At 72.1% G+C, this 21,797-nt stretch carries 21 protein-coding genes, 1 tRNA gene and 3 pseudogenes; 15 read left to right on the forward strand and 10 right to left on the reverse strand.

Annotation, left to right across the window (positions count from 1 at the left end; genetic code table 11):
- Positions 1-56: 56 nt before the first annotated feature.
- Positions 57-632 carry a TIGR03086 family metal-binding protein gene (locus ACTMS0_RS03300; RefSeq protein ID WP_441153572.1) on the reverse strand — a complete coding sequence of 192 codons (576 nt, stop codon included), beginning with the start codon at positions 630-632 and terminating at the stop codon, positions 57-59.
- Between the two features lie 31 nt (positions 633-663).
- On the opposite strand from ACTMS0_RS03300, the gene ACTMS0_RS03305 reads away from it, so the two are divergent.
- Complete coding sequence (locus ACTMS0_RS03305) at positions 664-1,509, forward strand: AraC family transcriptional regulator (RefSeq protein WP_441153573.1); 846 nt, start codon at positions 664-666, stop codon at positions 1,507-1,509.
- A 392-nt stretch (positions 1,510-1,901) separates the two neighbouring features.
- On the opposite strand, the gene ACTMS0_RS03310 is transcribed toward ACTMS0_RS03305, so the two are convergent.
- Positions 1,902-3,440 (reverse strand): SpoIIE family protein phosphatase, encoded by a 1,539-nt coding sequence (locus tag ACTMS0_RS03310; RefSeq protein ID WP_441153574.1) that lies wholly within the window; start codon positions 3,438-3,440, stop codon positions 1,902-1,904.
- A 2-nt stretch (positions 3,441-3,442) separates the two neighbouring features.
- Positions 3,443-3,628, reverse strand: coding sequence for an ATP-binding protein (locus tag ACTMS0_RS03315; protein ID WP_441153575.1), 186 nt, complete (start codon positions 3,626-3,628; stop codon positions 3,443-3,445).
- A 434-nt stretch (positions 3,629-4,062) separates the two neighbouring features.
- Between ACTMS0_RS03315 and ACTMS0_RS03320 the strand changes: the two genes are divergently transcribed.
- Positions 4,063-4,419: an STAS domain-containing protein gene (locus ACTMS0_RS03320; RefSeq protein WP_168003172.1), complete on the forward strand. Its 357-nt coding sequence runs from the start codon at positions 4,063-4,065 to the stop codon at positions 4,417-4,419.
- Between the two features lie 4 nt (positions 4,420-4,423).
- On the opposite strand, the gene ACTMS0_RS03325 is transcribed toward ACTMS0_RS03320, so the two are convergent.
- A complete protein-coding gene (locus ACTMS0_RS03325) occupies positions 4,424-5,725 on the reverse strand; it encodes an MFS transporter (protein ID WP_441153999.1) in 1,302 nt (433 codons plus the stop codon).
- A 125-nt stretch (positions 5,726-5,850) separates the two neighbouring features.
- On the opposite strand from ACTMS0_RS03325, the gene ACTMS0_RS03330 reads away from it, so the two are divergent.
- From ACTMS0_RS03330 to ACTMS0_RS03355, 6 genes are all read left to right on the forward strand, one after another.
- On the forward strand, positions 5,851-6,534 hold the full coding sequence (locus tag ACTMS0_RS03330; protein ID WP_441153576.1) for a FadR/GntR family transcriptional regulator: 684 nt from the start codon (positions 5,851-5,853) through the stop codon (positions 6,532-6,534).
- 39 nt (positions 6,535-6,573) lie between these two features.
- Positions 6,574-7,035 carry a large conductance mechanosensitive channel protein MscL gene (mscL, locus tag ACTMS0_RS03335; RefSeq protein WP_441153577.1) on the forward strand — a complete coding sequence of 154 codons (462 nt, stop codon included), beginning with the start codon at positions 6,574-6,576 and terminating at the stop codon, positions 7,033-7,035.
- 82 nt (positions 7,036-7,117) lie between these two features.
- Positions 7,118-7,363 carry a hypothetical protein gene (locus ACTMS0_RS03340; protein ID WP_441153578.1) on the forward strand — a complete coding sequence of 82 codons (246 nt, stop codon included), beginning with the start codon at positions 7,118-7,120 and terminating at the stop codon, positions 7,361-7,363.
- A gap of 29 nt (positions 7,364-7,392) precedes the next feature.
- Positions 7,393-7,749, forward strand: a complete 357-nt coding sequence (locus ACTMS0_RS03345) for a hypothetical protein (protein ID WP_441153579.1) — start codon at positions 7,393-7,395, stop codon at positions 7,747-7,749.
- Positions 7,750-7,826: 77 nt separating this feature from the next.
- Positions 7,827-8,546, forward strand: a complete 720-nt coding sequence (locus ACTMS0_RS03350; protein ID WP_441153580.1) for a PP2C family protein-serine/threonine phosphatase — start codon at positions 7,827-7,829, stop codon at positions 8,544-8,546.
- Between the two features lie 46 nt (positions 8,547-8,592).
- Positions 8,593-9,783: a GNAT family N-acetyltransferase gene (locus ACTMS0_RS03355; RefSeq protein ID WP_441153581.1), complete on the forward strand. Its 1,191-nt coding sequence runs from the start codon at positions 8,593-8,595 to the stop codon at positions 9,781-9,783.
- 16 nt (positions 9,784-9,799) lie between these two features.
- On the opposite strand, the gene ACTMS0_RS03360 is transcribed toward ACTMS0_RS03355, so the two are convergent.
- The 3 genes from ACTMS0_RS03360 to ACTMS0_RS03370 form a co-directional block, all read right to left on the reverse strand.
- Positions 9,800-10,861: an NAD-dependent epimerase/dehydratase family protein gene (locus ACTMS0_RS03360; RefSeq protein ID WP_441153582.1), complete on the reverse strand. Its 1,062-nt coding sequence runs from the start codon at positions 10,859-10,861 to the stop codon at positions 9,800-9,802.
- A gap of 87 nt (positions 10,862-10,948) precedes the next feature.
- Positions 10,949-11,254 carry a hypothetical protein gene (locus ACTMS0_RS03365; protein WP_441153583.1) on the reverse strand — a complete coding sequence of 102 codons (306 nt, stop codon included), beginning with the start codon at positions 11,252-11,254 and terminating at the stop codon, positions 10,949-10,951.
- Positions 11,255-11,319: 65 nt separating this feature from the next.
- A complete protein-coding gene (locus ACTMS0_RS03370) occupies positions 11,320-11,796 on the reverse strand; it encodes an anthrone oxygenase family protein (RefSeq protein WP_441153584.1) in 477 nt (158 codons plus the stop codon).
- A gap of 295 nt (positions 11,797-12,091) precedes the next feature.
- Here ACTMS0_RS03370 and ACTMS0_RS03375 point away from each other — a divergent pair.
- Both ACTMS0_RS03375 and ACTMS0_RS03380 read left to right on the forward strand, forming a co-directional pair.
- A pseudogene (locus ACTMS0_RS03375) lies at positions 12,092-14,095 on the forward strand (DUF5682 family protein); the annotation flags it as partial.
- Positions 14,096-14,422: 327 nt separating this feature from the next.
- On the forward strand, positions 14,423-14,968 hold the full coding sequence (locus tag ACTMS0_RS03380; protein ID WP_441153585.1) for an IS1096 element passenger TnpR family protein: 546 nt from the start codon (positions 14,423-14,425) through the stop codon (positions 14,966-14,968).
- 420 nt (positions 14,969-15,388) lie between these two features.
- Here the strand turns inward: ACTMS0_RS03380 and ACTMS0_RS03385 are convergent.
- Positions 15,389-15,463: transfer RNA gene (locus ACTMS0_RS03385), tRNA-Lys, on the reverse strand.
- A gap of 721 nt (positions 15,464-16,184) precedes the next feature.
- Positions 16,185-16,535 carry a hypothetical protein gene (locus tag ACTMS0_RS03390; RefSeq protein ID WP_441153586.1) on the reverse strand — a complete coding sequence of 117 codons (351 nt, stop codon included), beginning with the start codon at positions 16,533-16,535 and terminating at the stop codon, positions 16,185-16,187.
- Between the two features lie 152 nt (positions 16,536-16,687).
- Here ACTMS0_RS03390 and gltX point away from each other — a divergent pair, with 152 nt between their 5' ends.
- From gltX to ACTMS0_RS03405, 3 genes are all read left to right on the forward strand, one after another.
- Positions 16,688-18,091, forward strand: a complete 1,404-nt coding sequence (gene gltX / locus ACTMS0_RS03395; protein WP_441153587.1) for a glutamate--tRNA ligase — start codon at positions 16,688-16,690, stop codon at positions 18,089-18,091.
- 123 nt (positions 18,092-18,214) lie between these two features.
- On the forward strand, positions 18,215-19,933 hold the full coding sequence (gene argS / locus ACTMS0_RS03400) for an arginine--tRNA ligase (protein ID WP_441153588.1): 1,719 nt from the start codon (positions 18,215-18,217) through the stop codon (positions 19,931-19,933).
- Between the two features lie 212 nt (positions 19,934-20,145).
- Positions 20,146-20,358 (forward strand): hypothetical protein, encoded by a 213-nt coding sequence (locus tag ACTMS0_RS03405; protein ID WP_441154023.1) that lies wholly within the window; start codon positions 20,146-20,148, stop codon positions 20,356-20,358.
- Here the strand turns inward: ACTMS0_RS03405 and ACTMS0_RS03410 are convergent.
- Positions 20,287-20,664 (reverse strand): annotated as a pseudogene (locus ACTMS0_RS03410) (FkbM family methyltransferase); the annotation flags it as partial. The gene ACTMS0_RS03405 and the pseudogene ACTMS0_RS03410 overlap by 72 nt on opposite strands.
- A 103-nt stretch (positions 20,665-20,767) precedes the next feature.
- Between ACTMS0_RS03410 and ACTMS0_RS03415 the strand changes: the two are divergent.
- Both ACTMS0_RS03415 and ACTMS0_RS03420 read left to right on the forward strand, forming a co-directional pair.
- Positions 20,768-20,965: pseudogene (locus ACTMS0_RS03415) on the forward strand (SitI3 family protein); the annotation flags it as partial.
- A complete protein-coding gene (locus tag ACTMS0_RS03420) occupies positions 20,959-21,714 on the forward strand; it encodes a serine/threonine protein kinase (protein ID WP_441153589.1) in 756 nt (251 codons plus the stop codon). The pseudogene ACTMS0_RS03415 and the gene ACTMS0_RS03420, both read left to right, overlap by 7 nt.
- Positions 21,715-21,797 lie beyond the last annotated feature (83 nt).

Here is a 21,797-nt window from a genome sequence, read left to right on the forward strand (position 1 = left end):
ATAGCCATTGTCAACGGTCCCGGCGGCGCGCGTCGCGCCACCGGGACCGACGGAGGTCAGCGCGCGGCGCCCGTCCAGGCCGGATCGCGGCCGGTGGCGGCGAGGAGCCGGTGCACGTCCGGCAGGCCGGGCGAGGTCGGCACCACCTCGGCGAAGACGCCCATCTTCCGGGGTAGCGGGCCGAGCTGCTCGACCAGCTCGCGCAGGGCGTCCACCGCCTCGGGTGCCGGCTCGTACGGCTGGCCCGTGGCGACCGCCAGGTCCCACCCGTGCACGGTCAGGTCCAGCAGCGCCATGCCGCCGACCGTCTCCTGCGGCAGTCCCATGCCCGGCGAGACGCCCTCCATGCTGGCCGGGTCGGACCAGGCGTCGATCAGCCGTCGGGTCTCGGTCTCGAACCGGTCCCGCCATCCGTCGCCCAGGTGGTCGGGCTTGTCGGCCCACGTGGTGGGGCGCTTCGCCGCCAACCCCTGGAAGTTCACCACCACCTCGAAGAGGTGGTTCAGCAGGTCACGCACCGTGTACTCGGCGCACGGCGTGGGCAGGTCGAGCTGGTCGTCGGCGATGCCGCGCACCACCGCGACGGTTCGCGGGGCGGCGGTCGCCAGGAGGTCGCTAGTGTGTGTGGCCATAGGGCCAGCGTATGAAGGTGGTCTTGAAGAAATGCGACAGCAGCCGCGCGCGGACGACCGGGGCATCCTCGACCCGGCGCGGCTGCGCCGGGCGGTCCGCTTCCGCCGGCACCTGCCCGCCCCGGAGCTGCGTCGCTGGGTGGAGCACTACTGGCTCATCGACTGGGACCTGACCGAGCCGCTCGCTCAGCAGATCGTGCCGCATCCCGCCGTGAACGTCGTCTTCCGCCGTGACGGCGACGGCCCGGAGGCCGGCGAGGTCGCCGGGGTCGGGCGGGAACTCTTCTCCATCACCCTCGCCGGCAGCGGACGGGTCAGCGGGGTGCAGTTCCGGCCGGGCGGCTTCCATCCGTTCTGGCGCGGGTCGGTCGCCGAGCTGACCGGGGGCCGCTGGCCGTTTACCGCGCTGGCCGACCGCTGGGCGCCGGCCGCCGCCGTGGTCGGCGCCGGGCCCGCCAGCGCCGGCCCGTCCCCGGCCGGACTCTGCGGGGGTACGGACGCCGAGCGCTGCGGTGCGCTGGACACTCTGCTCACCGGCTGGGCGCCCGAGCCGGACCCGGTCAACGACGAGGTGATCGACCTGGTGGAGGCGATCCGCCGCGACCGTACGGTGGTCCGCGTCGACGACGTCGCCCGCCGCCACGGCACCTCGGTCCGGCGTCTGCAACGGCTGTTCCTGGCGCACGTCGGCGTCGGCCCGAAGTGGGTGATCCGCCGCTACCGCCTCCAGGAGGCCATCGAGCAGGCGGCCGGCGGCCCGCTCGACTGGGCGCGTCTCGCCGCCGACCTCGGCTACAGCGACCAGTCCCACCTGGTCCGCGAGTTCAGCGCGGTCACCGGCCGCACCCCGGCCGCGTACGCCCGCTCGCTCACCTGACCCCACCTGAACTCCCACGGGGACGTCGCGGACGTCGCGCCGCTTGCCCCCTGACGTTCCGTCACGCTTGCCACGCCAGCCGATGTGCCCCTCGCTCCCTTTGCTCTGCTTCAACGGACGCACCGGTCACGGAGGGTGAGCGTGCCCGGTACAGCTCCTCCACCGCGCTCGGGCCTGCGCCCCAGCTCAGCCGACCGGTGCGTATGTGTAAGCAGAGCAAAGGAGCGCGGCATGATCTGCGGGCGCGGAACGGATGTCACCGACTGTGACGCCAACCCCAACGCAACCGTCGGTGACGGCGGCCAGCGCCAGACGTCCGTGGCGATCGCCCGGGGCCGGTGACAGTCGGGCCGACGAGCGCGGGCGCGGTCAGGGCGGCGACCGCGGGCGGGTCAGCGGCGGCGGAGGGCCACCACGGCGACGTCGTCGTGGATCTCGGGCGGAGCCAGTTCGACGAGGAGCCGCGCGCAGAAGCGGTCCAGGTCGTCGTCGATCCGCCTGGCGGCGGCCGCCAGGGCGCTCAACCCCTCGTCGATGGTGGCGTCCCGCCGCTCGATCAGGCCGTCGGTGTAGAAGACCAGCGTGGCGCCGGGCGGCAGCACGAACTCCAGGTCCGGCGGTCGCTGTGCGCGGACCCCGAGCAGCGGCGCGGACTGCTGCACGAACTCCACCCGGCCATCGGCGCTGAGCAGCGGCGGCAGGTGGCCGGCGGTGGCCATCCGGACCCGGCCGGTGCCCGGGTGCAGCAGCAGGACGCAGATCGTCGCCAGCTCGGCCGGGAGCAGCGTGCGCATCAGTTCGTTCACCCGGTGCAGGATCTCGCCGGGCTGGTGCCCCTCGACCGCGTACGCCCGCACGGCGTGCCGCAGCTCAGCCATCACGGTCGCCGCGTGCAGCGAGTGACCGGCCACGTCCCCGATCGCGAGCAGCAGATGACCGTCGAGCATCACCAGCTCGTAGAAGTCCCCACCCACCTCGGTCTGGGCGCTGGCCGGCTCGTAGCGGACGGCGAGGTCGAGCCCGGCGATCTCCGGGATCCGGCGGGGCAGCAGACTGCGCTGGAGGGTGACCGCGATGCGGTGCTCCTCGTCGAAGGAGCGCTGTGCCTCGACCGCCGCCGCGACGGCCTGGGCGAGCTGCACCAGCACCGGCGTACGGGCGGTCTGCGTGGCGGTCGGCACCACCACGTACAGCGGGGCCCGGTCCTCGCGCAGCCGGGCGGCGGCCACCGTCACCGTGTCGCCGGCCGGCCAGTCGACCAGCCCCCACCGGGCCGGTTCCTCCACACGGACCGTGGCTCCGGTCGGTATGCCCGAGTCGTCGACGATCCACGGCACGATGTCCGCCCTGGCGCCGGGACCGGTGGCGACGCTGGCCAGGCAGTCGCCGTCGAAGGTCTCGGCGATCACGGCGGCCGGGCTCCGGAAGATCTGCGCGGCACCGGCGGCCGCCTCCTCGATCAGCCGGGTGAAGTTCGGTGCGGCGTGCACGGCGACGGTGGTGTCGGCGAGCCCCAGCAGCCGTTCGGCGAGCAGTTCGGCCCGCTGCCGGGCGCGGTAGTAGCGCAGCACGGCGTGTGCGGTGGCGACCAGTTCCTCCGGCTCGATCGGCTCGGCCAGGTACGCGTCCGCGCCCCGGGTGAGCCCCTGCGCGCGGTCCACCACGTCCACGGCGTGCGCCGACACGTGGATCACCGGCATGGCCGGATGGTCGGCCTTGATCCGCTCGCAGACCTCGAAGCCGCTGAGGTCGGGCAGGCGGACGTCGAGCACCACCAGGTCGATCGGGTCCATCCCGACCCGGGCCAGCGCCTCGCCGCCGGTCTCCGCCTCCAGCACGGTGAAGCCGGCCCGGGAGAGCCAGCTCACCAGCAGGTACCGCTTGGTGCGACTGTCGTCGACCACCAGGACGGTCGCCGGACCGCCGTCCACGGTCAGACTCCGTCCGCGGGGAGGAAGACGGTGAAGGTGCTGCCCGCACCGGGTGTGCTGGTCAGCTCCAGCGTGCCGCCGAGCAGGGTGACCAGGCGCCGCGCGTACGGCAGGCCGAGGGCGGCGCGCAGTTCGGCGTGGCGCTCGGGGGTCAGCGCCGGTGCGGAAGCCGGGACACGTCGGGACATCCTCACGACCGTATCCCCCCCTTCGCTCAACACGCCCAGGCTGTCCACCAGGCGCGCCACCGCGCCCGAGTGCGGCTCGTACCGGCCGTCGGGCAACGGCCCGACCGGGGCGAGATCGACCCGGAGGTGATGCCTACCGTCAACGGCGTCGCCGACCGTGGAGCGTCACGTCCGCCCCGCCGACGCCCCGCAGCAGGTCGCGGGCCACCTCGCTGAGCGCGGTGGGGAGGCGTACCTGGTCCTGGTGTTCCAGGCCGACGGCCGCCGCGACCTCCCGGCCCCCTCGACCTGGACCGGGCGGACTCTATCACCGCACACCGGTCAACTACTTGCCGCAGTGCAAAGGAATGACGGCGGCCACCGGACATCGCTCCCGATCTGCGTGCCACCCCCGTCGTGGGATACCGTTTCCCCGATAACGGGAGGTCTGGCGAATGTCCTTGACGGTGCACACGGAACAGCGCGGCGACGTCGTCGTCGTGTCGGTCGCGGGCGAGTTGGACATGGCGACCGCACCGCAGTTGCAGGACCAGATAACCGACCTGCTGGACAAGGGCCGCAGCCGGCTGGTCTTCGACCTGGCGGAGGTCTCGTTCTGCGACTCCACCGGGCTGTCCGTCTTCGTCCGCGCCAAGAACAGCTGCGACGAGGCCGGCGGCGTCGTCCGGCTGGCCGCGCCCCAGCGGGGTGTGCTGCGCATCCTGGAGGTCAGCGGCCTCGTCGAGGTGCTGCAGACGTACCCGACGGTCGAGCAGGCCGTCGCCGGCGACCCCACTCCCGCCTCCTCCTGACCCCTCAGGCCTCGTCCTCGACGTACCGGGGGCGGGCGATCACCAGCCCCGCGCCGGTCTGCACCGTGAGCGCCGCCAACAGGAACCCGATCGGCGCCGTCCAGCCACCAGTGGCCTCGTAGAGGACGCCCACCAGCAGCGGCCCGAGCGCCGCGATCACGTAGCCGGTGCTCTGCGCGAACGCCGACAACGCCACCGTCCCCTCGGCGGTGCGCGCCCGCAGCCCGATGGTCGTGAGGATCAGCGGGAAGGCTCCCTGGCCGAGCGCCAGCAGGGCCACCCAGAGCAGCGCGCCGTCGTGCGGCGACACCGCCAACCCCAGGTAGGCGAGTGTCGACGCGGCGGTCAACGACAGCACCACCGGCCGCAGCGTCCGCATCCGCCCGGCCAGCGTCGGCATGAGCAGCGCGATCGGCACACCCAGGGCGGTCACCCCGGCGAGCAGCAGGCCCGCCGTCTCCGGCTGGTAACCGGCGTCCCGGAACAGCTGCGCCAGCCAGCCCATGATCGCGTACCCGCTCAGCGACTGCGCACCGAAGTAGACCGCCATCGCCCAGCCGAGCCGGGTCCGCGCCGGCCGTACCCGGATCCGGGTGGCGGTCGCCGTCGGGGTCGCCCGCCGTGCGGCGGCGCGGGCCCGCAGCGCCAGCGGCACCCACGGGAGTACGGCCACCGCGGCCAGCCCGGCCCAGACTCCGAGCCCGACCCGCCAGGAGCCGACGGCGTGTGCGATCGGCACCGCGGAGGCGGCGGCCACCGTCGTGCCGACGGTCAGGGCCATCGTGTAAGCCCCGGTGACCAGCCCGGTGCGGTGCGGGAAGTGCTGCTTGACCAGCATCGGCAGCAGGATGTTCGCCACCGCGATCCCGGCCAGCGCGAGCGCGCTGGTGAGCACGAAGACCAGCGCCGAGCCGGTGACCACCCGCAGCACCTGGCCGGCGGCGAGCGCGACCATGGCGACCACCAGCACCCGGGCCGGGGCGACGCGGCGGACCAGCCACGGCGTCAGCGCCCCCAGCCCCGCGAACGCGATCGTGGGCAGCGTGGTGACCAGGCCGGCCATCGCCCCGGAGAGCTCCAGCCCGGTGCGCACCTCGTCGAGCAGCGCGCCGAGGCTGGTGACGGCGGCCCGCAGGTTCAGCGCCACCAGCAGCATCCCGACCAGCACCAGCACGCCCCCGCGCACCGCACTCCCCGCCGCCGCACCCGCTCCCGACCCCGTCCCGGCACTCCCCGGGACGCTCGCCCCCGCACTTTCCGGGAAAGAGGCCCCTTCCGCGCTCCCGTGGCCACTCTTTCCGTGAATGTGCGCCCCCGTCGGGAGGGTGGCGGCGGCACCGGAGCGGGCGGTGGCGGTGGGGGGTGGTGGTGGCGGGGTCATGCGTCCGAACCTACAATCATGGGATGAATTTCGGGCAGGGGTTGTAACCAGTGCCACCCGCGGCTGATTCCGTCGCCGTGCCGCCGCGCGGCCGGCGCGTACAGGAGACGATCACCCAGCTCCGGGAGCGGATCCTCGGCGGCGAGTGGCCGGTGGGCGGCCGCATCCCGACCGAGCCGCAGCTGGTGGCGGCCCTCGGCGTGGGGCGCAACACCGTCCGCGAGGCGGTCCGCGCCCTGGTGCACGCCGGGGTGCTGGAGTGCCGGCAGGGCTCCGGGACGTACGTGGTGTCGACCGACGAGCTGGCCCCGGTGGTGGCCCGCCGGCTCACCGACGACCGGATGGCCGAGGTCGTCGAGGTGCGGCGCGCCTTCGAGGTGGAGGCGGCGCGGCTGGCCGCGCTGCGGCGTACCCCCGAGGATCTGGCAGCGCTCGACGGCGCGCTCGCCGCCCGCGAGGCGGCCTGGCGCGGCGGTCGGGTCGACGAGTTCGTGGAGGCCGACGCCGCGCTGCACACCGCGGTCGTCGCCGCCGCGCACAACGGCATGCTCGCCGAGCTCTACGCCTCGGTCGGCGCGGCGCTGCGCAGCACCGTCGCCGCGGCGATGGGGGACGCGCTGGAGCCGGAGCGTTACGTCGACCACTCCCGGCTGGTGGCCGCGATCCGGGCCGGCGATCCCGAGCGGGCAGCCGTCGAGGCGGGCGCTTTTCTGGAGCCCCCGTCCCGGGCATAGGTTGTGTCGGACGGAAGACCGGACACCTCGGGAGTACGGATGCTCAAGGGCTTCAAAGATTTCATCATGCGCGGGAACGTCGTCGACCTCGCGGTCGGCATCGTCATCGGCGCCGCGTTCACCGGCGTGGTGACGTCGTTCACCAACTCGTTCCTGAAGCCGCTGATCAAGTTCATGGGCGGCGGCACCGACCAATTCGCCGGGTCGTGGAAAATCAGTGACGACAACCTCATCACCTGGGCCGAATTCCTCAACGCGCTGATCACCTTCCTGCTCACCGCCGCGGTGCTGTACTTCCTCGTCGTGTTCCCGATGAACAAGCTGGCCGAGCGCCGGCAGCGGGGCGAGGAGCCGCCGCCGAAGGCGCCGAGCGAGGAGATCAAGCTGCTCACCGAGATCCGCGACGCCCTGGTCGCGGCCGGCCGGACCACCCCCGCCCAGCAGCGCGGCGCCCTCGACGACGTGCTCGGCCGGCGGGAGGAACCGCCCGCCAGGTACTGAACCCGGCACACGCACAACGGCCCTCGCGGGAATCCCGCGGGGGCCCCACATTTTCGTACGCCTGTTCGATAGAGTCCCCGCCATGGAGCAGCGGAAGCACTGGTGGAACGGGAAATGGGGCCGCCTGGCCCGGCGGGACGTCTTCCTCCGGGTCGACGCCGACCGGTGGTACGTCGAGCAGCGCGCCGGCGGGTCGGAGGGGGTCTCGCAGTTCTACGAGTACGACAGCGCTGAGGACGCCGAGGAGACGGTCCGGGCGCTGCTCCACGGCACCGACACGTGGCGCGAGCTGTCGCCCCGCCCGCCGGGCGGCTGGGGTCGCGTTTAGCGCGAGGACCGGCCGGGAACCGCGCCTGTATGAGCCAGCAGCAGGTCCTCTCCCGGGTCACCACCGGCATGCGGGTGGTCGACGCCGCCGGCACCGAGATCGGCACCGTGGACCTGGTCCAGCGCGGTGACCCGAACGCGGTGACCGTGCAGGCGCCGACCGCCGACCCGGGCAGCAGCCTGGACGAGCTGATCGAGTCGACCGCGGTCGAGGAGCCGGACGTCCCGGCCGACCTGGCGGCCCGGCTGCTGCACGCGGGCTACCTGAAGGTCTCCACCGACCGGGTCCGCACCGGCGCGGTCTACGTGCTCGCCGACCAGATCGCCACCGTCACCGACGCGGTCCGCCTCGACGTCCCGCTGACGGATCTGCCCACCGAGGAGTGAAAGGCGTCAGCAACTTTCATAATCCACCGACCGGTGCGTAGAGACGAACTGAGGGTGTTCTTGGCAAGCTTGATCCCATGACGCTGATCCTCCGCTCGGCCATCCTCAACGACATCGGCCTGGTCCGGACCAACAACGAGGACTCCGCCCTCGCGGGCGAGCGCCTCGTCGCGGTCGCGGACGGCATGGGCGGCCTGCCGGCGGGCGAAGTGGCGAGCGAGATCGTCATCCGCATCCTGGACGAGCTGACCCCGCCGACCACCCCCGACGAGGCCGCCGACGCGCTGCGCGCCGTGGTCAGCACCGCCAACCAGCGCATCCACGCCGCCATCACCGTCGATCCCGCCCGCGAGGGCATGGGTACGACGCTGACCGCCGCGCTGCTGGCCGGTGAGACGCTGGTGCTGGCCCAGGTCGGCGACTCCCGCTGCTACCTGCTGCGGGAGGGGGAGCTGACCCAGCTCACCCGGGACGACACGTTCGTGCAGGCGCTGGTCGACCAGGGCGCGCTCTCTCCCGAGCAGGCCCGGCACCACCCCCAGCGGTCGCTGGTGACCCGCGCCGTGCAGGGCTCGGACACCCCGCCGGCGATCGGGACGCTCACCGTCGTGCCCGGCGACCGGTTGCTGCTGTGCAGCGACGGGCTCTCCGACTACGTCGAGCACGAGGCGATCGCCACGGCCCTGGCCGGCTACGGCGACCGGCAGCTCTGCGGGGAGCAGCTGGTCAAGCTGGCCCACCAGGCCGGCGCGCCGGACAACGTCACCGTCGTGGTCTCCGACGTCACCCAGCCGTAGCCCCAATGCGGTTGCGGCGGCAGGGCCGCCGGGTTGGGATGGTCGGATGACCGTGCGCGCGCTCTCCGCCGAGGAGCGACTCACCGCGAGCTTCCCCCTCCAGGCGTACGCCTTCGAGGCCTCCCCGCAGAGCGCGGCGCGGGCCGAGGAGTTCCGCGAGTACCTGCCGTACAACCAGGGCAACCGGACGCTGGTCGTCGAGGAGGCGGGCGAGACCCGCGCGGCGGTCTCGGCCATCCCGATGCGGCAGAACCTGCGCGGCCGGGTGCTGCCCATGGCCGGCGTCGCCGGGGTGGCGACCCATCCGCTCGCCCGCCGGCAGGGGCACGTACGCACCCTGATGCACCAGCTCCTGGACGAGATGCGCGACGAGGGGCACCAGCTGACGGCGCTCTGGCCGTTCCGCCCGTCGTTCTACGAGCGCTTCGGCTACGTCGGGCTGCCGATGCCGCGTACGGTCACGCTGCCGGTGGCCGACCTGGCCCCGCTGCTGCGCGCGGAGCTGCCCGGCGAGGTGGGGTGGGAGCGGATCGGCGCGGGCTATCCGACCTGGCGGGACTTCACCGAGCGCTGCCTGCGCGAGCGGCACGGCTTCGCGCTCCTCCCCGACTACCGGGCGGTCGCGCTGCGCGACCGGGACGAGCGGTGGCTGGTGACGGCACGGGTCGGCGGCGCCGTGGCCGGGGCGGTCACCTACCGGATCGACGACCACGGGGGCACGCTGGCCGCCGACGACCTGCTCGCCGCCGACCCGTACGCCCGGGCGCTGCTGTTGCAGTTCTTCGCCCGGCACGTCGACCAGGTGGCGACGGTCCGGTTCGACGTACCCGTCAGTGCGGCACCCGAGCTGTGGCTCACCGACCTCGAGGTGCACGTCGAGACGCGGGTGGCCCGGCCGGGCTCCTCCGCGCCGATGGCCCGGCTGCTCGCGGTGGACGCGCTCGCCGGGCTGCCCGCCGGCGCCGGCCGGGTGCGGGTGGAGCTGACCGGGGACCGCTGGCTGGCCGGTGCGTACCTGCTCGACGGCACGACCGGTGCGCTGGAGCTGGTCCGCGGCGACGCCGGCAGCGCTCCGTCGGCGACGCTGACCGCCGCCGGGCTCTCCGGGCTGGCGTACGGGGTGCTGGACCCGGTGGAGGTGCACCTGCGCGGCCTGGGTGACGTGCCCGTCGACGCCGGGGTCGAGCTGCGTCGCCTGTTCCCGCGCCGGCTGCCGTACCTCTTCGCCGACTTCTGATTACCGGTTACCGGTCCTAGTAGGGGTTGCCGTGGCCGGGGACGGGGTGGCGGGGGGCGTTCAGGGCCCGGGCCATCGGCGGGGTACGGGTGTGGGCGCCGTCGGCCATGCCGGCGAAGAGTTCCTTGAGCGCGGTGAGCGCGTCGTGGCGGGGTGTCCAGCCCAGCTCGGTCTCGGCGCGCTCGCTGGACATCAGCGGCGCGTTCAGGGCCAGCTCTACCCAGCCGGCGTCGACGGGTTGCAGCCGGGCGTGCCAGGTGAGCGCGGCGGCGGCGCGCAGCACCGGCCCGGCCACCGGCACCGTCCAGCCGTGGAAGTGCCGGGCCACCAGCTCCGGCGTCAGCACCGGGTCGGCGGCGACGTTGAACGCGCCGCGCGCGTCACCCAGGACCGCACGGGCGTACGCGTCGGCCAGGTCGTCGGCGTGCACCGCCTGCATCCGTAGCCGCCGGTTGGTCGGCACCAGTGGCAGCCGGCCGAACTTCAGCAGCCGCACCGGCACGAACGGGCCGAGGAAGTACCGGGCGATCTCGGTGGCCGCCGCCCGCTGGAAGGTCAGCCCGGGCCGCAGGCGGACCACCCGCAGCTCCGGGTGCTCCCGCTCCACCCGGTCCAGCAGCGACTCGACCTCCGCCTTGTCCCGGCTGTACGACGACGCGGGCACCCCGGTCGCCGGCCAGCGCTCGCTGACCGGGTGGTCCTTCGGACCGGGCGCGTACGTGCCGACCGACGACGCGTACACGAGGGCCGGCACACCCGCCCGGACCACGGCGTCGATCACCGCTCCGCTGCCGCCGACGTTGGTGCGGTGCAGCACCCGCTGGTCGTGGCTGGGCTGGATCTGCCAGGCCAGGTGCACCACCGCCCCGGCACCCGCGAACACCTCGGCGAGTTGCTCGGCGGCGCCCGGCGCGCCGATGTCGCAGGAGTGCCACTCCACCCGGTCGTACGGCTCACCGGCGTCCGGGCCGGGTAGGCGTCGTGCCACCCCGGCCAGGTCCAGCCCGCGTTCCCGGCGCAGCCGGCGCAACAGGGCCGTACCGGCGTTGCCGCTCGCCCCCACCACCACGATCCGCATGTCCGACCCCGTACCCGGTCAGCCGCACCCCAACCGCCCCGGCGGTGGCCTGAACGCCGTCCGACGCGACGCGGACCGCCGCTGGGCTCACGGGCGAGGAGCGTTGCGGACCCAGGTACGCCGCTCGTCCCGCTGCCGGCGCCCGCTGGTGGCGGCGAGGCAGCGGGGGCAGACCCAGCCGACCGGGTCCGCCTCGGTGAGCACGTCCGTGCCGGTGTACTCGAACCGCACGTGCGGGAACCGGCGCAGCCGGGTGCGGCTGAGCGGCAGTCCGCACACGGTCTGGTTCTGGCCGGGCTGCCAGGCGTGCACCTCGCCGGCCGGCTCCCGTACCCCGTCGGGCCCGGTCCCCTCGCTCGACGCCGCCACCGCCGGGGTGCTGGTCATCCTCATGCCGGAACGGTTCCCCCGCCGGCCGCCGCCCATGCCAGCCCGCCGCGACGCCGTCGAGATCACACTCAGCGGGCGAGCAGGGCGCCGATCAGGGCGGCGAAGGCGGCCACCGAGGCGACCGTGCGGACCAGGTTCCACCGCACCCACGGCCCCTCGAACCGCTCCCGCACCGCCGCCAGGTCGCCGATCCCGTCCACCGGCCCGGCGTCGTCGAGCTGGTTGTTGAGCGGCACGTTGATCCGCGTCGTGACGCCGAACATCACCAGGTGCGCCACCAGCGCGGCCAGCGTCCAGGCCAGCACCGGGCCGTCGCCGAGGTGCAGCGCGGCGACCAGCGCGGTCAGCACGGGGGCACCGAGGAACGCGGCCAGGAACCAGCCGTTGAGGATCTTCCGGTTGATCGACTGCATCGTGCCGACCAGGGTCCGCGCGTCGGTCGCGGCCAGACCCGGCATGACCGAGCAGGCGTACGCGAAGAACACCCCTGCCATCAGCCCGCTGGTGAACGTCGCGCCGGCGAGCGCGACGAGACGGCTCGACATGGGACTACCCCCGTTCCTGTTGCGGTGGGTCGGCTCGCGGGAATGAGTGCCTCGGCATCCTTTGGAGCTGACTCGTTCACGTCATCACCCAGTCAACCGCCCCACGAGCCGTACGCCCATGGCCGCCCCGCTCGCCCCCATACGCAAGCGTCTCGGCGCTGGCGCTCCCCGAGATCTTGGAAGCAAACGGCCCCTCCAGGGGCCGAGATCCTCCAAGATCTCGCGTCGGCGACGTGGCCGCCGCCCCGCCCGTCTCTGACCGGCGAAACCGGCTCCCGCCCGGCCGCCGGAGGCCGTGTGGACGCGGATGCGCGACCACCTCACCACCTCCGGCGTCGATCCCGCCGACTGCCTCTACGTCTGTGGCGCCTTCCACGCCGCCAGCCACGTCGAGCAGTTCGGCCTCGCCACCGACGCGCCCGCCTACGAGATCAGCCCCCGCACCGGCACCCGCTGGCACTACGGGCTGATCCCGTCCAGCCACTCCGCCATCGAGGTCCAGTTCGGCCTCGCCCCCGGCTCGGTCTCCATCGCCGCGGCGACCTGGACGAAGGCGCTGACCCGCTCCGGCCTGACCCCGTACCGGCTCGACGGGCAGCGCGGCACCCGCTCCCGCTCCCACAGGCCCGCCGGCGGCGCCGCACCCACCACCGGCGTCACCGACCGGCTCTCCGGGTTCCTCGCCGCACCACCCGAGCCCGGCGGCCTCGACGAGGCGGAGCTGCGCGGCTGGTGCGTCGACATCGTCCGGCTCGCCCGCCGCAACGGCTACCTTGCCAGCACGGCCGACGCGATCGCCGTTTTCGAGACCGCGATCCTCCTCGCCGGGCTGCGTAACCGGGCCCGCCCCACCCCATACGACTTCGCCGACGCCGCGGTCACCTGCATCGAGAAGGACGTCGTCCCCGGCCGGCGGGACATCCGCCGGCTCTGCGAGATCCTGCTCGGCGGCGACCGGGTCGGCCAGGTCGGCTACGAAGCACTCCCACCACTGGCCCGCGACGTCCTCGACCGCCTCCGCCCGCTCGGCCTGGACCTGGAGAAACGCACCGTCCAGCGGGCCCTGCTCGACCTGCACGCCGAACCCCGGCTGGCGCCCTGCTCGGACCTGCTGTGGATGCTGCGGCACCTGCTCCCACCAGACGCGGTCCGTCCGATCATGGGGGAGCGGCGGCTGGGACACCGGTCCATCCAGGAGAGCTGGGACGTCGCCCTCGGCCGCGACCAGCGGGCCCTGATCGAGCTGGGCTACGAGGGCGTCACCGTGGAGCAGGTGCTGGAGCAGCGGCTACGTCGGGCAGTCCGCGGGCCGCAGGCCACCGCGGCCGGCGCCCTCGCGGCCGTCGAGGACGCCATCCGGCTACTCGACAGCCCCCGCCTGGTCGACGAACTCGGCGCCCGGGCGGTCGAGCTGCTCGCCGCCGAACGCACCGTCGACGGTGCCCCGGAGGTGCTGCGCCGCATCCGGCGGCTGCTGGCCCACTACCGGACCACCGCGGCGGCCCTGCCGGCCTGGTGCGAAGCGTTCGTGACCGCCGGGTACGCGCACTACTGCACCCTGCTGCCGACCGCCTTCGTCGACGAGCAGACCGGCGTCCGGCAAGTCGGCGCGATGCTCGGTTTCCTGTTCAACATGGAAGGCCTGGCACTGTCCCTCGGCTGCGACCGCGCGCAGCTCGAACTCGCGATCGCACAGTCACACCCGGAGACACCCGCCAAGGTCGCCCTGCACTGGGCGGCCCGGCACCAGCTGGGCCTGCTGCCGCTGGCCGAGCTACGCGCCCGCTGCCACGGTCTGCTGGCCAACCCGCTGGTGGTGCCGACCTTCCCGCAGTACCTCTCCGGCTTCGTGCAGGCCCTCGACCCGGTACCCGGACTGGCACCGTTCGTGGTGGAGCTGATGTCGACCGCGTTTGCCCAGCTGCCCGACCCGATCCTGCTGCCCTGGCTACCCACCCTCATCACCACGCTGCGCGAGCACGGCCCAGAGCTGGTGCCACTGCTGGTCCGCGAGGCGGCACGCACCTTCCCCGGCAGCCTGCCCGCGCTGGACACCTGGGTGCCACCCTGGGCCGCACCCGCACCGACGCCGGCACCGCCGGTCGTGCCGGCGGGGCCGGTCGTCAGCCTGCTGACCGACCATCCCGAGGCCGTCGACGCGGTCGCCACGCTGCTCGGCTGCCCCGGCCTGTGGCGACGACACGACGAACCCACCCACACCGAGGTGGCGGCGCTTCTCACCCAGCACCCGGACACCGCAGCAGCTGTGGTCGACCTCCTGACGGCGGACCCTACGTGAGCGACGGCGAGGCGTCCGGCCAGGCCGACGGGGGATTTCCCCTCGTCAAGGAAGTCAGGGAGACATACGGCTCGTCCGAAAAGGAGCTTGTCAGGCTGGCGGCGGCCACGACGGCCCGGTCGCTCCCGCGTCGGTGACGCTCGGGTGCCGCAGCCTGATCTATCCCGGCGTGTCGCGGCGCCGTCGAGGCTGGCCGGTCACGCTTCCGCTGATGGGGCGTCAGCCGGTCAACCAGGCCCGACCCTAGGAGACGGACGTGGCCGGCGGCGGTGACGTTTCGTAGTGTTCAGGCGGTGGTGGCGGCGGTTGTCGGTGGGAGGGTGAGCGGTGGCGCGTACCTGGCTGTCCGTACGGGTCGAGTTGGTCTCCGGTCGCGGCGTCGACCTGTGGCCTCGGCCGGGCAGGGTCGCGGCGTGCCGGTCGCATACCTTCGCCCAGCTCGCTGACGCGATCGATTCGGCGTTCGCCCGCTGGGACCTGGCCCACATGCACATGTTCACACTGGCCGACCGAACCCAGGTCACGCCGCTTGAGTTGTGGGACGGCGAGGCGCCCGAGGGCAGCATCGACAGCGACCGGACCAAGTTGAGTCGCCTGGGTGGCGGCGAGCAGTTCGCGTACGTGTTCGACTTCGGTGACGACTGGGCGCACCTGTGCACGGTCGCCGAGTCCCGCATCGATCCGCTGGAGACACTCGGCGTGCTGCCCAGCGAGCCGATGCCGTACTTCGGGTGGGGTGACCTGCCCGATCAGTACGGGCGGCGTTGGGACGGCGACGACGGCGAGACACCGCCGCCGGAACGGCCGCGACGGCCGCTTGCCGAGCTTCCGCGGCTGCTGCCGTGGTGGGGACCCCGCCAACGCGAACAGTAGCGGTCCGAGGTCGTCGGACGGCAATCGTTCTGGCGTGTTGACCCGTCGCTGCCCGGGGCGAGGCAACGCTACAGGCTAGTGATCGACGAGGTGACCGACCGGAAGAGGTCCGACCGGAAGAGGTAAAGGGGCAGCCTGTTGCCGGCCAGGCTCTGAATGTCTGCCCCGGCCCGGGGCGCTCGGCGACAGGTCACCTCACCTGGACCGGGTGAGGACCGCGAGGCTCTGCCTGCCCGCGCCACAGCCGGGCACGGGCGCACGTGGCCGAGGGCAGGGCAGCACAGCCAGTGGCAGCACGGTCCGTTCGTCCTGCCGGCGCAAGCGCCTCAGGCTACCTCGGGGTCGACCGGGTTCTGGCCGAGAAAGGGTACGGCGTGATCGGTTGGCTGCACTCGGAACGAGATCAACGAAGAGAAGTGCTGGTGGGCCGCCTGGGACTCGAACCCAGAACCTAAGGATTAAAAGTCCTCAGCTCTGCCATTGAGCTAACGGCCCGTTGCGCCACAGGCTACCCGAAGCCCGCCCCGCCGTTGGCGTCCGTCCGAGCGCCCGGCGGCGAGGCCCTGGGCGCTGAGTTGCGCGGCGGGTAGTGGGCGGCGTGGGCAGGCGGGCCGGCAGATGTAGACCGCGTCGCTGTGGAGCAGCCGCACGATGATCATCGTGTTGGCGCAGTGGCGGCAGGCGAGTAGGTCCGGTGGCACCGAGCCCTTGTCGGGGGTGGTGGCGGTGATCCAGACCAGGACGGTCGAGGGCGACAGGCCCCTCGGTGCGGGCGGCGGCGCCGACCGCCCGGTGGAGGGTGGATTCGGTGGCCTGGCGGTGATGGACGTCCGCGACGACGCCGGCGACGAACGCCGCCGTCCAACTGTGACTGGTGGTCGAGAGCGTGGTGGGTTGAACCAGATGGCAGGCCGCGGGGATGAGCTGAGCGTGGAGGTCCGTCGTCGCGCCGGGCGTGGGTGTGTCCTTGTCTTCGGGTGCCGGCTGTGGCCGGCGGCGAACGGGACACCGGGGGAAGTGCCTCGCTGCCGCCGGCCACGAACCGGCCGCTGTCCCCGCCTGACGCGGCGGTCGGCTGTGCCCGGGGGTGCCCCTTCGGGGATCAGCTGGCCTTGCGGGCGCGGATGGTTCGTCGTGAGTGGTAGGGGCTCGTGCGGTCAGCGGCCTGCGGGCACCCGCACGCGGCTCGCGGGTGAGCTGTCGGGCCGGCCGCAGGTCAAGCGATGGCGACGGGGGCTGTGGATATCCGCTCCACGAGAGGGGCGGCCTCGTCGACGGCGGCCCGCTGGTGGTCGAGTAGGGGTCGTTGGCCCAGCCGGCGATTATGTGGGCTAGGGGATCGGTGACGTTCGTGGTGGCGCTGGCCAGTGCCTTGAGGGTGGCGAGGGCGCAGAACGTAGTCGGGGCTGTAGCCGCCCTCGTGGGCCATGGCGATCCGCCCGCCGCGCAGCCGGTCCCCGGCGTCGACGAGCCGGCGGGTCATGGCGCCGTAGGCGCTGGCGGTGAGCATCTGCCGGCCGAGGGGGTCCAGGACGCCGCCGTCGAAGCCGCAGGAGAGCAGGATCAAGTCCGGGGGCCGAAGCGGGGTCGAGGGCGGGGAGGACGACCTGGTCCCGGTTGCGGCATGTCCGCCGGGACGAGGGCGGCCCTCCCCATCCCGGAAGCTCTGACCCGGATATCGGTCAGGCTTTACGTCCGTGGTTCGGTAGCCTGCTGTCCGTGGCCAGTTCCGACCTCCGCGTGCGCTTCGCGCCCTCCCCGACGGGCATGTTCCACGTCGGCAATGCTCGGTCCGTCCTGTTTAACTGGGTGCTGGCCCGACAGTCGGGCGGAACGATGGTGCTGCGGATTGAGGACACGGACGCGGCGCGGAATCGCCCGGAATGGGTCCAGGGAATCCTCGATGCGATGGAGTGGCTTGGTATAGGCCCGAGTGAGTACGAGGGTCCGCTGTTCCAGTCCGACTACGTCCAGCAGCACCGCGACGCCATCGACCGACTCCTCGCCGCCGGGCGCGCCTACTACTGCGACTGCATCCGGGATCAGGTCATCGCGCGTACCGGCAGCGAACACAAGGGCTACGACGACTTCTGCCGGGACCGTGGCCTGACCGCTGGGGAAGGCCGGGCGTTGCGCTTCCGTACGCCGGACGACGGCTCGACCGTGATCGTCGACCTGGTACGCGGCAAGCCGACCTTCGACAACGCGCTGATCGAGGACTTCGTGATCGCCCGCGGCGACGGGTCGCCGGTGTTCTTGCTGGCGAACGTGGTCGACGACATGGTCATGGGCATCACCCACGTGATCCGGGCTGAGGAGCACCTGCCCAACGCGCCGAAGCAGCAGTTGCTGTGGGAGGCGCTGGGAGCTGAGCCACCGGTGTGGGTGCACGCGCCGATCCTGGTCAACGAGAAGCGGCAGAAGCTGTCCAAGCGCCGGGACCGAGTGGCCCTGGAGGACTTCCGCGCCGAGGGGTACCTCCCCGAGGCGATGCGGAACTACCTGATGTTGCTCGGGTGGGCGCCGTCCGGCGATCGGGAGATCCTGCCCTGGGATGACATCGTGGCGGAGTTCCGGCTGGAGGACGTCAACCCCTCGCCAGCGTTTTTCGACGTGAAGAAGCTCCGAGCCTTCAACGGGGACTACATCCGGGCGTTGTCGGTTGAGGCGTTTGTCGAGGCATGCCAGCCGTGGTTGGGAGCTGAGACCGTGCCGTGGCGGCCGGAGGCGTACGACGCCAGCGCGTTCGCTGCTGTCGCCGAACTGGCTCAGACCCGGATCGCTGTGCTCTCCGAGATCGTGCCGATGGTCGATTTTCTGTTCCTCGACGAGCCGGCCGCCGATGAGGCAGCGTGGGCGAAGGCCATGAAAGCCGACGCCCCAGCGCTGTTGGCCGCCGTGGTCGAGGCGTATGAGACGTGCGAGTGGCGGGCCGAGGTGCTCAAGGCAACGCTGGAGACGATCGGCGCCGAGCGGGGACTCAAGCTCGGCAAGGCGCAGGCGCCGGTGCGGGTCGCGGTGACGGGCCGCACCGTCGGGCTGCCGCTGTTCGAGTCGATCGAGGTCCTCGGACGTGAGCGAACCTTGGCTCGCCTGCGAGCCGTCCTCGACCGCCTGAGCTGACCCTTTGCGACCGGCGGATCGATCCGCCGGTCAACCTGTCGTCGATCGATCCGCTCCCTGAGCATTTCCGGAAGATCCGCCTCCCTGCCCGAGACGGATCGGAGCGAGATTGGCGTACCTTTCATGAATCTTGAGAAACTGCTGGCCGACCGGCTGGCCCAGGCGTTTTCAGCCGTGGCTGGCGGACCGGTCGATCCGGTCGTGCGGCGGTCGCAGCACGCGGATTATCAGTCCGACGCCGCACTGTCCCTGGCGCGTCGGCTCGGTCGCCCGCCACGGGACATCGCCACCGAGGTCCTCGGCCAGGCGGCGTTGGCGGACCTTTGCTCGGCCGTGGAGGTGTCCGGTCCGGGGTTCATCAACCTGACGGTCGCCGACCCGGCTCTCGGCATGCTGCTGTCGAGGATGGCCGCCGACACCCGGCTCGGCGTCGCGTTGAGCGCCGTTCCCGAGACGGTGGTCATCGACTATTCGGCGCCGAACGTGGCGAAGGAGATGCATGTGGGGCACCTCCGGTCGACCGTCATCGGTGACGCCGCCGTACGGCTGCTGGAGTGGCTCGGGCACCGAGTGATCAAGGCCAACCACCTGGGCGACTGGGGCACACCCTTCGGGATGCTCATCGAGCACCTGCTCGACCTGGGCGAGTCGGAGGCCGCCCACGAACTGTCCGTCGGTGACCTGGACTCGTTCTACAAGGCGGCCAGGGTCAAGTTCGACGCCGACGACGCGTTCAAGGAACGGGCCAGGCGGCGGGTGGCAGCCCTGCAGAGCGGCGACGAGCTGACCTTGCGGTTGTGGCGGCTGCTTGTCGCCGAGTCGGAGAAGTACTTCCTGACCGTCTACGACCAGCTCGGCGTCCTGCTCACCGAGAAGGACTTCTACGGCGAGAGCTACTACAACGACATGCTTGCCCCGGTGACCGACGAACTGGACCGGCTCGGGTTGCTGCGGGATAGCGGCGATGCGGCCTGCGTCTTCCCGGAGGGCTTCACGGGGCGCGACGGGCAGCCGTTGCCGATCATCGTGCGTAAGCGTGACGGCGGATATGGCTATGGTGCCACCGACCTCGCGGCGATCCGCCACCGGACCCGGGATCTCGGCGCGACCCGGCTGCTCTACGTCGTGGGGCTGCCGCAGCGTCAGCACTTCGAGATGGTGTACGCGGTCGCTCGGCAGGCCGGGTGGCTAAGCCCGCCAGCGGCTGCCGAGCACATCGGTTTCGGCTCGATCCTCGGCTCGGACGGCAAGATGCTGCGCAGCCGGGCCGGTGGCTCGATCAAACTTGTCGGACTGCTGGACGAGGCTGTGACCAGGGCCGCCGATCTGGCCCGGCAGAAGAACCCCGACCTCCCTGAAGCGGCCATCGCCGAAGTCGCCCGCGCGGTCGGCATCGGCGCCATCAAGTACGCCGACCTGTCCACCGACCGGAACAAGGACTACGTCTTCGACTGGGACCGGATGCTGTCGCTGGACGGCAACACCGCACCGTACCTGCAGTACGCCCACGCCCGGATCCGGTCCATCTTCCGCCGCGCCGAGATCGAGCAGTTCACCGCAACCTCGATCTCGATCGTGCACCCGGCTGAACACGCCCTCGCCCTCGAACTGGTCAACTTCGGCACCGTCGTCACAGGCGTCGAGCGGACCCTGGAATTCCACCGGCTCGCCGGCTACCTGCACACCCTCGCCGCCACCTTCAGCGGCTTCTACGAACACTGCCCGGTCCTACGCGCCGAGGGCGAGGTGCGGAACAGTCGGCTGGCCCTGTGCGACCTCACCGCCCGGGTCCTGCACCACGGCCTGTACCTGCTGGGCATCGCCACTCCGGACCGTATGTAGCCAGTCGCGCCCTGAACCACGCCCGCTCGCCTGGCTGGCAGGTCTACTCCCTTGCGGACTCGGAGCTGAGCCGGGCTCCCGGCAGGCAGAAGGTGGACCGTGTGTCGAATGGGGGTGCGAGGTTGCCGAAGTTGGTGCCGAGGACCTCGTCGCTGAGCCGGAAGACCTCGGGTGCCCAAGGTCCGACCCGGCCACCGCTCGGGAGCCGGTCGGTGGCAAGGGTCGCGGTCAGCAGCCAGCCGCGCGGCGACGGGGTGATGACAAGGCTTCCGTCTGCGGCGCCGCTCGGGGCAGAGTTCGTTGCCTTCGACGTCGATGCTGAGCAGGTCGATCTGGTCGATGCACCACTGGCCGAGGAGGTCTTCCAGAGTCCGGCAGGCGACGAGGATCTCTTCGTAGTCCGTACCGCGCCGCTGCAGACCTGACCAGGAGGGCTTGTGGGCGTACATGCCGAATGGCCAAAGCCCGGGGGTCGTGGATACGGCGCAGGTGTCCACGGCGCAGCAGCGGTGCCGGAGCCGTTGGTGGTTGCGGGGGTCGGCGTCCACGCAGAGACCGCGCCAGCCACGGTTCTCGAAGTAGAGGCTGTTGCTGCCGCGTACACCGTCGCCAGCGCCGATGTCGACGAATACTCCGTGCGCTGGAAGATGGTAGTTCTCTGCGAGCCAGCGGTCCTCGCCCCATTGCGAGTGGTACGGCGCGGGTTGGGTGTAGGGCAGCATCGCCATCATCCCCGCCACCGATGGATCAGGTCCTGCTCGCGGGCGTAATCGAGCCAGCGCTGTGACCAGCTGCGCCGCAGCGCCTGCCAGCCGAGTGCATCGGTGATGCTGTCAGACCGATGACATGGCCGACAAGGGGGTGCCGAACATGGTGACCACGGTGGCCCGGGTACTGACCGACCGAACCGAGGACGCGACGCTGGTGCTCAACGGCAACTGGCTGTTACTCACCCGCGTCGACGGGACGCTACGCAAGCACCGACCGCAGTGGTGGGCCCACTACGGTGTGGATCACCTCATCCCGTGGTAAGGGACAGAACCGACCTGTCACTCGCGTCCGCGTTCGCGGTCTTCGACGCCCAAGACTCGGGATGCCTGTCCTACGGCGTCGAGGATGCCGGGCGCCGCTGGTTCGTCAAGAAGCCCACCACCCCGCAGGCCCGCCTCTCGCTGATCCGGGCCACCCAGTTTCACACCGGAGTCCAGCACCCGGCGATCATCCGCCCCGAGCAGGTCCTCGACGGCCCCGACGGGCCAGTGCTGGTCTACCCATGGCACGACGGCACAGTTCTCAACCACGCCACCACGCACGGCTCGGACCGCACCGCACTGGCCCGGTTCCAGCAGCTACCCCTCCCGGACGTCGAGGCAGCCATCACCACGATCCTCGACGCGCACCTGGCCGTCACGGCAGCCGGCTACGTCGCGGTCGACCTGTACGACGGCTGCTTCCTTTACGACTTGGACAGACGACAGATGTGGCTGATCGACCTGGACGAATACCGACCCGGCCCCTTCGTCCTCGACGCCGACCGCCTCCCCGGATCCCGCCGTTACATGGCCCCGGAAGAGTTCGTCCGAGGTGCCGTCATCGACCAGCGCACCACGGTGTACACCCTCGGCCGCACCATCCAGCACCTGCTCGACTCCCCACACGGCTGGCGGGGCTCCCCGGCCCAAGGTCGGCTCGTGGCCCACGCCACCCGCGCGACACCCGGAGATCGACACCCGGACGTGACGACACTGGTCGCCGCCTGGCGAACTGCGCTGACGACGTGAGACGCGCGCTGGTCAACACCGGGCGGGCCGCCGGTCGGTCCGGTTACGGCCTTGCGCCGGCCCCGGGCCGGCTGGTTAGGCTG

The sequence above is a fragment of the Micromonospora sp. H33 genome, assembly GCF_052068455.1.
Classification (GTDB): Bacteria; Actinomycetota; Actinomycetes; order Mycobacteriales; family Micromonosporaceae; genus Micromonospora.